Origin of the sequence: Burkholderia sp. WP9, assembly GCF_900104795.1 — a bacterium.
Taxonomy (GTDB): Bacteria; Pseudomonadota; Gammaproteobacteria; order Burkholderiales; family Burkholderiaceae; genus Paraburkholderia.
The window spans coordinates 1-9,893 of record NZ_FNTG01000006.1 but is presented as its reverse complement, the minus strand read 5'-3'; the positions used below and the strand labels follow the sequence as shown (position 1 = coordinate 9,893).

Genomic DNA, 9,893 nt, shown 5'->3' with positions numbered 1-9,893 from the left:
GAACGGCCGGCCGGCGGCCGAAATGACCGACAAGGCCCGATTCAGCGCCGCCATATCGGGGAAAGTGGGCTGCACCGGCACGACGACGAGATCGGCGACGCTCACCAGCTCGGACGCACCTGCGTTGATGTGTGGCGGGCAATCGACGATCGCCAGCTCGTAACCTTCCGCCTCGGCCGACGCGAGCAAGTCGCGAATGTTCGACGGCGCGCCGGCGACGACTGCCGGCTCGTCTTTCGCTCGGCCGCTCGCCCACGCCTGCCCCGTGCCCTGCCCGTCTGCATCAATCAGTGCCGTCTTTTGCGATTTCGACGCCTCGACGCTGACGTGAATTCCGATCGTCGACTTACCGCTACCGCCCTTCTGACTGAACACTGATATTGTCCGCATTCGCCGGTTCTTCATGCCTTCCCCTTGGTATCAAGGTATCAAAGTATCAAAGCGCAATCCGCGCAAAGCCTTTGCAGCTGCGCGTCTGGCGGATGATGCCACAATCTTTTGATGCTTTGGTGTCTTGGTATCGTGGTATCACGACACCAAGAATCCTAACCGGCCGCCGGCGGCACCGGACAGGAAAGGGAAGGGCAGACACGCGCGCCGAGCGGCGCACCGTCACCGCCGGCCGATGCCGTGCGATATGCACCTCGTGCAGCCCGTCGACGTGCGCGCGCTCGCTGGCCGCTGGCACTGGCAGCCTCGATCCGGCCGCATGTGACTCGTCGACGGCCGCCAAAATCCGGCGATCGAGCACCAGGCTGACGGCCGGCAAGAAGCGACGGCCGACCGGCGCGGCCCCTTTTTCGGCCCGCCGGACCACCACGCAGCGCAAAAAACAGGGGGATTTCGCCCTTCTATCTCGCTAAGTCATTGATTATTGTAGAGAATACATCCCCAAGCGCCCCCCGTTTTTCCCCAAATTTGCCAGTTTTTTCCCCAACGCCGGTTTCTCGCCCCTATACCTCTCTCTCTTTTAAATCATTGAAAAGAAAGAAGAATAAGCACAGAAAGAGAAAATGCGCGCATCCCCATAAACACCCCCGGTTTCCCCGGATTTTTCCCCTGCCTATTTTTTCATCCCCAACTTTCCCCAACCTTTTGGGGCTGTTTTGGGGATGGTTGGGGGATTGCAATATCTTAAAAATCAATCACTTACGTATCAAATCCCCTCAATCCCCTAATCCCCGGTGTGTTCTCCGTGTACCCCCGCCGTGAGCCTCCAAAACGCGCCCTGTGCAGCTCGTCAACATGCGACGCCGGCCGCGCCCCTTCCCGAATCTCTACCCCACACTTGCAACGGAAAACCCGCCCTCCCGGAAACGCCTATATTCCGCTTTTCGACGCTATCGAATTCGCCTGCTCTCGCGACGGCCTCGATTTGCCCTCGGCGCGCATCGGTTCGCATCAAATCGGCCGCCTCGAAATCGCCGCAAAGCCCGTGCTGTATGGCGTTTAGCGGCCTAGGCGCTGACTGCATCAAAACGAGAGACCCAAGAAGCCGGCAGGCGCGGAGGGGTGACTGCGAACTTCGAACGACGATCGTTCGTAAAACGGCCGCCTAGCCGGCCGGCCTCTCAGGGGTAGCCGTGCCCTGCCGACCCCGTGGCGGCCCGTTGCAGGGCCTGGAATCGACCGGTTAGGGGGGTATTGGAAGGGCAGGGCGCGAGCGACCCCTGTTGCTGCTAAACCGTTGGGCGCCTGCATCGCGATCGCATCAAACGAGGTGCGCGGGACGCGCCGACTTGAGCGGTCGGGTCGGCGCGCAGCGACGGCGCGAGCGTGATTTAGTCGGCCGTTGTCGGGGCGGCTTGCCGCGCCGACCGGCACCGATAGCAATCACGTGTAATGACCGCCCGCGCCGTGGCGCGGTTCGTTGGTCTGGATATGGTTTGATCGTCAAGTGACGCGCGACGCGCGCACTTGTGACCCTCACGGGAGGGAGCGCGTAAGCGCGGAAGGGTGGTTTTCTACCGGCCGCCGCGGATTCGCGCGGCCGGCCGGTTGTTCGAATGCCAGTGGTTCACCCGCATCCCTATGGATAACGCGGCACAACTCGAAAGACCGAGTTGCACCACGTTACCCACAGGGAACCCTTGCGGCCTTTGGCTCCGCCCTGACGCGCTTCGCTTGCCTTGTTGAGATAGAAAAGCGAAAACACCGATCGTGCTAAGAGAAACTGCCATCGAAAGGCCTCCCACGGCCGTATAAAGCAAGAGAGAGAAGCAAAGGCCGCAAAGGCTTGTCGCACCGATGCTCGACGGACAGAATTTGGACCTCGACGGACAAAAAATGGAACTCATTGGACAAAAATCGTTGATTTTTTGTCCGTTGCGCGTCACGATGTGTCTCTGGATGGACACTGGAACACTTAAAAATGGCCGACGACAGGAAGATCGAAGCACCGAATTTGCGCTATCTCGAATATTCGCCCGATATCAATCCACTTGTCGAAGTGCGCGACGTGCCAGTAAAGCGCCGCTACGTCAGCACCGGCTTAAAGACGGACCTGGTAGATGCGGCTGGAGTCATCCAGGGTGCGAGCGTGATCCGCACGCTGGAGGAAAAAGACGATGCTGAGTTTGTGAAGGTATTCGCAGCTGGCATTGCCGCGTCTTATGACCTAACTAAAACTGGCCAGAAGGTATTTCAGGCCGTTCTAGGCGTTTATCAGGACGCGCCCATGAGTGGCGGATTTGCCGATACCGTCTACCTCAAGTGGTTTGATGAAGGCTTATCCGGCCACTCAATCGACATGAGCGAGAAAACCTTTCGACGCGGCCTGAAAGAGCTGCTGGCGCTCGGCTTCCTGTCCCCCAAAACGCCGTCCGTCTACTGGATCAACCCGGCGCTTTTCTTCAAAGGAAACCGCGTTTTGTTCGTGCGCGAGTATCGCCGCAAGTCGAGCGCGCTTGAAGCGCAGGGCCAGCAGCGTTTAGATCTCGACTCGCACAAAGCCTGACCAGAAAACGAACGTTTTCTGTACGGCTGGCAAGAGGGGCGCTTGACGCCCTTTTTCTTCGTCTGCTGTGTAAAGAAACTCAGTAAAGTTATCAACGCAAATAAAACGTCTGCAACGCGGTTTATTTACTCGACGGGGAAACCATGCGCGATTCATCCGACAAGGGCACGCTCGATATCGTCACCGGCGGCATGCGCATCGGTTATGCGCGCGTGTCGACGGTCGATCAAAACCTCGAGCTGCAACGCGACGCGCTCGCGCGTGCGGGCTGCGTGCAAGTCTATGAAGAAAAGGCGAGCGGGAAATCGGCAACCGGCCGGCCCGAGCTGGCGCACCTGATGCGGGCTTTGCGCAAGGGTGACACGCTGATCGTTTGGCGGCTCGATCGCCTCGGCCGATCGCTCGTCGACCTGGTGCGTATCGTCGACGAGCTGGCCGCGCGCGGTGTCGCGTTCGAAAGCCTGTCAGAGAAGATCGACACGAGCACCGCGCAAGGCCGCATGTTTTTCGGGTTCATGGCGGCGATGGCGCAATATCAGCGTGACGTGATAAGCGAGAACACGCTTGCGGGCCTGAAAGCGGCCCGCGCACGCGGTCGCAACGGCGGCCGGCCCCCTGCCCTCGACGATGTCGCGATCGCCGAAATACGCGTGCTGATGCAAAGCGCCGATATGTCTGCGATGCGCATTGCGAAGCGATACGGCGTCAGCAAAACCACGCTTTACAACACGCTCAAGCGCGCCGAGAAAAAAGAGGCCGCCGAGCTATCAATCCGGCATCCACCTCATGCCGTGACAGCCTTCGCGCCTCTCTTTCCCTTCGCCACGAAACCCGACACAGGCAAGTGAATATCGGGGTTTGGCTTGTTGCTCGGTATCAACGTTCGAACAGCCTCTAACGTCGCGGTGAAGGTGTGCCCACACTCGAAATCGGTACAGGCGTAACGAATTTCGATCCGCAATGGTGATACTTCAAGGCCTCCATCCGCAACCGTGCGGGATAGGCAGTGTGGGCACGCAAATTTGAGTCTCAACGACTTCGGGCTTGTCATAATGGCTCCAGCTCACGCGATCACGGAATACGGGGTGAATCTCACGACCTCATCGCCGAGCGCTTCGTTGATGCGCTCGAAGCGACGTTGAAGCGACCCGATTTCATTCACGCCAAACACTTCGGCAGCCTTATCGGCCGCACCAAAGCCCCCGGTATTGCTCGGCACGATGCCCATGAGCTGCGGCGGGATGCGATGTGCGGCGAGAAGGTCATCACGAGAAACATTCTTGATGTTGAAAAACTCGTCTTTGGCCGTGACCTCAGACATGGGTATGAGCTGGATGCCGTCTTTCTTTCCGTTCGGCGCGTACACGAACATGTTGCGGAAATTACCCGGCCCCTTGCTTCGCCTCAACGCTTCGCGCATGGCGTCGATATCGGTTTGACTGTTCACGGCGTCGGTCATGTACATGATGAACCCGGCGTGCGAGCCGTTCTCGTAGTACTTCCGGCGAAAGAGCGTTGCAGACTCATTGAGCCAGGCGCTATTGAGCGCGCCGAGATATTCAGGCAGTCCATACACCTCCTGGTTAATGTCCGGCTCCATCAGATGAACGATCGAGTCCGGCTCGAATTCGTGCTCAATGTCCCATCCGCTGACTTGGAAGAAACGCTGCAGGTCTGTCGAGCGGCGCACGTACTTCGCCGGCGCACGCTTGAGCGGCTGACGATCGCCGAGGCGGCTTTTTTGCCCCTCAAGATAGCCATTGCCGAACACCAGGTAATCAAGCGCCAGCTTTCCAAACTCCTCTTGCGATAGCAGCCTGTGCGGAATGAATGTCGACGCGAGCACGTTGCGCTTGAAGTAGATCGCCGATCCATGATGAACACCAGCTCGAAACGATTTCGCCAGGCCTGCCCACGACACCGGCGGCTCGAACCATTTTCCGGCCGCCCAGGTTTCAACGTAGTCGAGAATCTCGGCGCGGTCCATTACCGGCACTGCATCGCCGAACGTGAAGGTTTGAATGTTGCTCATGATGTGTCTGCCGTGTCGTTATCGGGGAATGTCGCGCAGTCGTTATAACGCCGTGCATTGCCGCGCCAGTAACACAATTGCCTGTATTGATAACGAGTACATCGTGCGATGTTTGCCGCGTGGCATGCAGGCCTGAGAGCATTCGCTGTGACGCTGTGTGATACGGACTGACACAACCTGACACACATCGTTGATTGCACCTAGACCTGAGAGGAAACCTAACGAATGGCAAAAAGATCAATCGCGCTTTCGATTCCCGAAACGGGGTTCCTTCGACTGCCTCAAGTGCTTTGTATCGTTGGCTTTTCAGCTAGCACGCTGTGGCGCGGATGTGCGTCCGGTACTTTCCCCAAGCCGGTCAAGCTATCGGTCAAGGTGTCGGCCTGGCGCGTTGAGGATGTGCGTGCGTGGATCGCCAAGCAGGGGCAATCGACTGCCGGCGCGATCGCCCCAGGTGCGAAAGCATCCCGAGCAAAGTGCCGCCCCAAGTCCTGACCTTCGACCCATGATGAACACTAACTGCAACCTCATAAGTGACGCACCCCCATCGCTTCGCATGCGTGCGAAACGCGTTGCGAACCGATCGCGTGCCCTCTATACTTTCCCCGTCGCTGAGACAACAGCGATCCGGGGTGAGAGCCGGGAAAACGGAAGGCGGGCGACCGCCGGCAGGCGGTTTTTTTACGTCCGTACACCTATGCGCTGTGCCTTCTATGGGCGGGCCTTGGTGAGGGTGCGTTCGCGCACGCCGGTTGCCTTCTGTACCGGTCTCTCAACCTTGTCATGTGTCCGCCCACCCATCCCGTTTGAGAGCGGGACGGCGGGTTTTCCGGCCCTTACAGAAGGAGTTAGCGCAATGCTGCTGCCCACTCATGCCCTATCCGGGCAATCCCCCCTCATTCTCTCTATCGTCCGCGAAGCGTTGCGCGCCGCGGCGATTGCCGACACGTACCAGGACGCGCTCGATGCAACCGGCGATGCACTGCGCCGCGTTGCTGAACTCGCACAAAGCGGGGTGCGTCATGGCTAAGACCCAATCGACCGTCATCGCTCCGAGCCCCGCCGATCATGCAAGCGATATCGCCGAGCTGATTTTTCAAACCGCACTGGTCAATCATGCGCTCGAAACGACGCGCAATCTGTCGCGCATCTATGCCGATCTTGCGCATGAAGTGCCGGACGATTCGTCCGCCGTCACGCTCGATGCGAAGGCACTGCGCGGCATGATGACCTTCTTTACCGCGCAGCTCGACGAGGCGCTCGAATCCCTCGACGTGGTTATCGCGCTGCTTTCCCAGCTCGAAAAACCGGCCGCTTAACCGCCGATCGATGGAGATCCACATGAGCAACCTCGCTACCCTCTACAAAGCCGCTTGTGACGCCTCGGCAAAATTCATCGCGGCGCGCGACGAGCTGGTGAAAGCCGAAACCGCGTACAACGAGGCGCGGAAAACGGCCCCCGCACACGAACTCAACGCCGTCGAAACGCACCGTCGACCGCTGAATTTTTCGAACACGGTTTGCACTGACTGCTGACCCTCCCTCATTCATGAATCACGCCGGCGCGTCGACACTGCGCGCCGGCCATCGCATCGCTACCCAAGGCCATCAAATGAACGATCTGCAACAAAAACACGAACAAGCCAAGTCCACCTATGCGGCCGCCCTCGCCAATCTGGAGCTGGCTCGACACACGTATGACAACGGCGCGGGCAAGGCTTTCGCCGAGGCGAAGAAACACCGGGAATCGCTCGCCACGCAGCTCGACGGCGAGAAGCAAGCGAGCGAGCGCGCCAAGGCCACGCTTGCGGAAGCCGTGTGCCAGTCGAACGGCGCACGAACGGCCGACGTCACCCAGGCACTTTCCGATCGCCGCAACGCTGACGATATGGTCGATCAACTGAGCGCGCTGCTGTCGGAGGCTGACCGGCTTGTCGAATCCGCCCATGCCGAGGCGTCGACCGCAGGGCGGACGTACATGGCAGCCTACGAGGCGGCCGCGCAACGCTGGGCGGAAATGAACGTGCTCGCGGCGCTTGCCCAATGCGGCGAGCAAATTGCCCGCGCGATGGCTGTCAAAGCCCCGAACGGTCTGCCGTACCCAATCCGGTATGAACGTGGCGAAGCCGGAAACCTCGACGCATCGAGCGAACAGCTCGTTATCAAGGAACTTCGTGCGCTTGCGGAGCAATGCGATACGCGGCCCTACGTGCAGGAAATCGGCACGGTGGACCTTGGCGCGATGGAACAACAAGACGTGCTTTCTGCTGCGGCAATTCATAAACGTTTCCGCACGGCCGAAGTGCAGTGATAACATTGCCGCTCAGCTCGACGCTGGTTTAACCGGCTCGTGCCAAATACCAAGCCCGCCCCCCGGCCTTGGGTATGGCGGAACGGATTCTGCGTTTTCCGTTCCGCCACCTCTCCCGCCTTCTCGCGTCAATGCCATTTCCACGCGACGCAAACAATCACTAGCACGACCACGAAAAAGCACGCGCCGAGGGGATGCGCATCGAGCTTCACCACGAAATCGCCGCACGCGCGGATGACCTTCGCCAGGTCCAGGTTTTCGAGAAATTTCATCGGCTTCACGTGTTTCTAGAGTTAGAGCCGATGTATAGGTAAAAGCTGTTTAACACTTCGGCCCCTCCGTTTTGGATGCCTCCTATGATCGCGTCACGACTGCTATTCGATGTCGACCGTTTTCCTAGCGGCGCTTGAACCGGCATCACGACCGCATGCCGTCAAGAGGCGCGGGTCGAAATTTGTCATGTTTTGTTACGCGATGCGCCTAGGGTGAGGGCGACCGCGAGACTTTGCGGGCGACCGCGAATCACATCCACTTGCGGTTTTCCGCGTGCGGCGCCGGCGCCACGCATCTAGCGGTAATTGAATGAGAGAAGAAGCGATGTTTGGGGTTTTCGTGAAGCGGGCGAACTCGCAACGCACGCACCTACGGCAAGACTTCGAGCGCGTCACGGCCGAGCTGTGCCGTGCCGACGCGTCGACGCAAAGGCAAGTAGGACGCGGCATCAACCTTGCCAATACGCGGTTTGTTGACGGCTTCGGGAGCGAGGCCAGGTTTCGCCAGGCGCGACCGTCCGAGAGACGGCGCCACCTCCGGCAGCTCGGCATTGCCGAGGCGAAAGCGGCAAAGGAAACGCCGCACCTGGCGACTGGCTTCGCACTGTTCAGAATGTGGCTGGAAGCATTGAGCGGCAATGACGGCGCCTTGCTCGACCAGCTCACGAAGGCGCTGGTTTTCTTCAGCGAAAAAGCCGATGTCCGGCGACAGACACGCCGCTAGTCGACTGCGCGCCGGAAATATCGTGGTTTTGTCTTGGAAAAACCTTGCCGGCGACTTGGAAAAATCGTGTTACCGCTCGCGGGCATCCTGGAAAAATCGCGACGAGCAGCAGGGCAAGATAGGTGAAGTGGGCCAACCGGCGAGCGGTAGGCGTACTTCACTTTCGCTTATTCGCACCTGGTGCTCAACTGATCCGCGCAGAGCATGCGGGCGCCGCGCTCCGCGCGCCAATAAAAAAGGCCGCCAGGCGCTTTCGACGCCGGCGGCCTGCCCTACCCCATCCTCATCCTTTCGACCGCCCATCTGCAGCCGCTTTTGCCCCTAGCGGTGCTCCCACCGATTCATGAGCGCGGTCGCGTCGTCATCAAGCCGCGCGAACGCCTGAACAATCGTATAACCGGCCGGCAACAAGTCGGCTCGATTCGCTGCGAGCGCGCAATAGATGCGCTCGCCGGTCGACAGGCCGGCAAGTGCGTCGGCCTGCCCCGCCCGCACCGCCTCGGCGAGCGAGTCAAGGTAATCGAGCTGCGAAGGAATCATGCCCATTCAAGTCCCCTTTCGAGTTGGTGTTTTGGTGCTTTGATGCCTTGATACCATGATGCCAAGGCATCACGGCATCACTTGAACCGGGTGCCAGTGAGCGGCGGCAAGCCCTTTGAGGCACGCACCATGTTCAAGCCGACAATGAACAGCTCTTGCAACGATGTGTCATATCGCGCCGCAAAGTCTTTCGCCTCGATCCACTGCTCGCGCGTGAGACGCACCGGCACGGTTTTCGACGGCCTTGCCTCGGCTTTCTTCTCGGCCGGTGCGAACTCGACGGCCGCGTGCTCGACGGCCGGCTCGGCCGGCGGCATGACGGCCGCCGAGGGATTGTTTGCGCTGATTTTCAGCGCGCCAAAACTCGGGGTTTTCTTCGTGCTCACTGCATGCTCTCCATAAGCCATTGATAGACGGCGCGCGCTTCGCTCGCGGCCTTGTCATCGGGGTTCGACGTGAATTCGCACACGGCAAGGCCTGACGAAAGCGCACGGCCGAACGCCTTGCGATCGCCGAAGTATTCCGGGCACACCGGCCCGACCCGCGAAAGTGTCTCGATCGCGTCACGCGTTTCCGGCGATCGCTTGTCCGCTCGATTCAGGACGAACACGAACGGCCGGCCGGCGGCCGAAATGACCGACAAGGCCCGATTCAGCGCCGCCATATCGGGGAAAGTGGGCTGCACCGGCACGACGACGAGATCGGCGACGCTCACCAGCTCGGACGCACCTGCGTTGATGTGTGGCGGGCAATCGACGATCGCCAGCTCGTAACCTTCCGCCTCGGCCGACGCGAGCAAGTCGCGAATGTTCGACGGCGCGCCGGCGACGACTGCCGGCTCGTCTTTCGCTCGGCCGCTCGCCCACGCCTGCCCCGTGCCCTGCCCGTCTGCATCAATCAGTGCCGTCTTTTGCGATTTCGACGCCTCGACGCTGACGTGAATTCCGATCGTCGACTTACCGCTACCGCCCTTCTGACTGAACACTGATATTGTCCGCATTCGCCGGTTCTTCATGCCTTCCCCTTGGTATCAAGGTATCAAAGTATCAAAGCGCAAT

General features: G+C 59.8%; 16 protein-coding genes. 8 read left to right on the top strand and 8 right to left on the bottom strand.

The window, feature by feature from the left end; genetic code table 11:
* The coding region (locus tag BLW71_RS40605) for an AAA family ATPase (RefSeq protein WP_286162301.1) at positions 1-390 on the bottom strand (390 nt) is incomplete at its 3' end.
* A 1,981-nt stretch (positions 391-2,371) separates the two neighbouring features.
* Between BLW71_RS40605 and BLW71_RS40600 the strand changes: the two genes are divergently transcribed.
* Both BLW71_RS40600 and BLW71_RS40595 read left to right on the top strand, forming a co-directional pair.
* Positions 2,372-2,956 (top strand): hypothetical protein, encoded by a 585-nt coding sequence (locus BLW71_RS40600; protein WP_091810509.1) that lies wholly within the window; start codon positions 2,372-2,374, stop codon positions 2,954-2,956.
* A gap of 143 nt (positions 2,957-3,099) precedes the next feature.
* The gene (locus BLW71_RS40595; protein ID WP_091810507.1) at positions 3,100-3,804 is read left to right on the top strand and encodes a recombinase family protein; all 705 of its coding nucleotides are present in this window, start codon (positions 3,100-3,102) and stop codon (positions 3,802-3,804) included.
* Here BLW71_RS40595 and BLW71_RS42895 read toward each other — a convergent pair.
* Together BLW71_RS42895 and BLW71_RS40585 are read right to left on the bottom strand one after the other, a co-directional pair.
* Positions 3,741-4,007 carry an ogr/Delta-like zinc finger family protein gene (locus BLW71_RS42895; protein ID WP_091810505.1) on the bottom strand — a complete coding sequence of 89 codons (267 nt, stop codon included), beginning with the start codon at positions 4,005-4,007 and terminating at the stop codon, positions 3,741-3,743. The genes BLW71_RS40595 and BLW71_RS42895 overlap by 64 nt on opposite strands.
* Before the next feature lie 12 nt (positions 4,008-4,019).
* Positions 4,020-4,988 carry a phage portal protein gene (locus BLW71_RS40585; protein WP_091810504.1) on the bottom strand — a complete coding sequence of 323 codons (969 nt, stop codon included), beginning with the start codon at positions 4,986-4,988 and terminating at the stop codon, positions 4,020-4,022.
* 225 nt (positions 4,989-5,213) lie between these two features.
* Here BLW71_RS40585 and BLW71_RS40580 point away from each other — a divergent pair, with 225 nt between their 5' ends.
* From BLW71_RS40580 to BLW71_RS40560, 4 genes are all read left to right on the top strand, one after another.
* Positions 5,214-5,483: a helix-turn-helix transcriptional regulator gene (locus BLW71_RS40580; RefSeq protein ID WP_091810502.1), complete on the top strand. Its 270-nt coding sequence runs from the start codon at positions 5,214-5,216 to the stop codon at positions 5,481-5,483.
* Positions 5,484-5,844: 361 nt separating this feature from the next.
* Complete coding sequence (locus tag BLW71_RS41970; RefSeq protein WP_091810512.1) at positions 5,845-6,018, top strand: hypothetical protein; 174 nt, start codon at positions 5,845-5,847, stop codon at positions 6,016-6,018.
* Positions 6,011-6,307 (top strand): hypothetical protein, encoded by a 297-nt coding sequence (locus BLW71_RS40565; protein ID WP_091810500.1) that lies wholly within the window; start codon positions 6,011-6,013, stop codon positions 6,305-6,307. Before BLW71_RS41970 ends, BLW71_RS40565 begins: the two co-directional genes overlap by 8 nt.
* 22 nt (positions 6,308-6,329) lie before the next feature.
* Positions 6,330-6,524: a hypothetical protein gene (locus BLW71_RS40560; protein ID WP_091810498.1), complete on the top strand. Its 195-nt coding sequence runs from the start codon at positions 6,330-6,332 to the stop codon at positions 6,522-6,524.
* A 7-nt stretch (positions 6,525-6,531) separates the two neighbouring features.
* Here the strand turns inward: BLW71_RS40560 and BLW71_RS41455 are convergent, their stop codons facing one another.
* Positions 6,532-6,888 carry a hypothetical protein gene (locus BLW71_RS41455; RefSeq protein ID WP_143048480.1) on the bottom strand — a complete coding sequence of 119 codons (357 nt, stop codon included), beginning with the start codon at positions 6,886-6,888 and terminating at the stop codon, positions 6,532-6,534.
* Here BLW71_RS41455 and BLW71_RS41450 point away from each other — a divergent pair.
* Entirely contained in the window at positions 6,877-7,299 is a 423-nt protein-coding gene (locus BLW71_RS41450; protein WP_143048479.1) for a hypothetical protein, read from the top strand. The genes BLW71_RS41455 and BLW71_RS41450 overlap by 12 nt on opposite strands.
* A 128-nt stretch (positions 7,300-7,427) precedes the next feature.
* Here BLW71_RS41450 and BLW71_RS41965 read toward each other — a convergent pair whose 3' ends face one another.
* Positions 7,428-7,571, bottom strand: a complete 144-nt coding sequence (locus tag BLW71_RS41965; protein ID WP_177205255.1) for a hypothetical protein — start codon at positions 7,569-7,571, stop codon at positions 7,428-7,430.
* 325 nt (positions 7,572-7,896) lie between these two features.
* On the opposite strand from BLW71_RS41965, the gene BLW71_RS40550 reads away from it, so the two are divergent.
* A complete protein-coding gene (locus tag BLW71_RS40550) occupies positions 7,897-8,295 on the top strand; it encodes a hypothetical protein (RefSeq protein WP_091810493.1) in 399 nt (132 codons plus the stop codon).
* Positions 8,296-8,616: 321 nt separating this feature from the next.
* Here the strand turns inward: BLW71_RS40550 and BLW71_RS40545 are convergent, their stop codons facing one another.
* The 3 genes from BLW71_RS40545 to BLW71_RS40535 all read right to left on the bottom strand — a co-directional run bounded on the left by BLW71_RS40545 (position 8,617) and on the right by BLW71_RS40535 (position 9,820).
* Positions 8,617-8,841, bottom strand: coding sequence for a hypothetical protein (locus BLW71_RS40545; RefSeq protein WP_091810491.1), 225 nt, complete (start codon positions 8,839-8,841; stop codon positions 8,617-8,619).
* A gap of 71 nt (positions 8,842-8,912) precedes the next feature.
* On the bottom strand, positions 8,913-9,221 hold the full coding sequence (locus tag BLW71_RS40540) for a hypothetical protein (RefSeq protein ID WP_091810489.1): 309 nt from the start codon (positions 9,219-9,221) through the stop codon (positions 8,913-8,915).
* Positions 9,218-9,820 (bottom strand): nucleotide-binding protein, encoded by a 603-nt coding sequence (locus BLW71_RS40535; RefSeq protein ID WP_177205254.1) that lies wholly within the window; start codon positions 9,818-9,820, stop codon positions 9,218-9,220. The genes BLW71_RS40540 and BLW71_RS40535 overlap by 4 nt, the downstream gene beginning before the upstream one ends.
* Positions 9,821-9,893 lie beyond the last annotated feature (73 nt).

Excerpts from the sequence above, each read along its gene's own strand:
- BLW71_RS40600 (WP_091810509.1), top strand. The coding sequence starts at position 2,372 with ATGGCCGACGACAGGAAGATCGAAGCACCGAATTTGCGCTATCTCGAA.
- BLW71_RS40595 (WP_091810507.1), top strand. The coding sequence starts at position 3,100 with ATGCGCGATTCATCCGACAAGGGCACGCTCGATATCGTCACCGGCGGC.
- BLW71_RS42895 (WP_091810505.1), bottom strand. The coding sequence starts at position 4,007 with ATGACAAGCCCGAAGTCGTTGAGACTCAAATTTGCGTGCCCACACTGC.
- BLW71_RS40585 (WP_091810504.1), bottom strand. The coding sequence starts at position 4,988 with ATGAGCAACATTCAAACCTTCACGTTCGGCGATGCAGTGCCGGTAATG.
- BLW71_RS40580 (WP_091810502.1), top strand. The coding sequence starts at position 5,214 with ATGGCAAAAAGATCAATCGCGCTTTCGATTCCCGAAACGGGGTTCCTT.
- BLW71_RS41970 (WP_091810512.1), top strand. The coding sequence starts at position 5,845 with ATGCTGCTGCCCACTCATGCCCTATCCGGGCAATCCCCCCTCATTCTC.
- BLW71_RS40565 (WP_091810500.1), top strand. The coding sequence starts at position 6,011 with ATGGCTAAGACCCAATCGACCGTCATCGCTCCGAGCCCCGCCGATCAT.
- BLW71_RS40560 (WP_091810498.1), top strand. The coding sequence starts at position 6,330 with ATGAGCAACCTCGCTACCCTCTACAAAGCCGCTTGTGACGCCTCGGCA.
- BLW71_RS41450 (WP_143048479.1), top strand. The coding sequence starts at position 6,877 with ATGGTCGATCAACTGAGCGCGCTGCTGTCGGAGGCTGACCGGCTTGTC.
- BLW71_RS41965 (WP_177205255.1), bottom strand. The coding sequence starts at position 7,571 with ATGAAATTTCTCGAAAACCTGGACCTGGCGAAGGTCATCCGCGCGTGC.
- BLW71_RS40550 (WP_091810493.1), top strand. The coding sequence starts at position 7,897 with ATGTTTGGGGTTTTCGTGAAGCGGGCGAACTCGCAACGCACGCACCTA.
- BLW71_RS40545 (WP_091810491.1), bottom strand. The coding sequence starts at position 8,841 with ATGGGCATGATTCCTTCGCAGCTCGATTACCTTGACTCGCTCGCCGAG.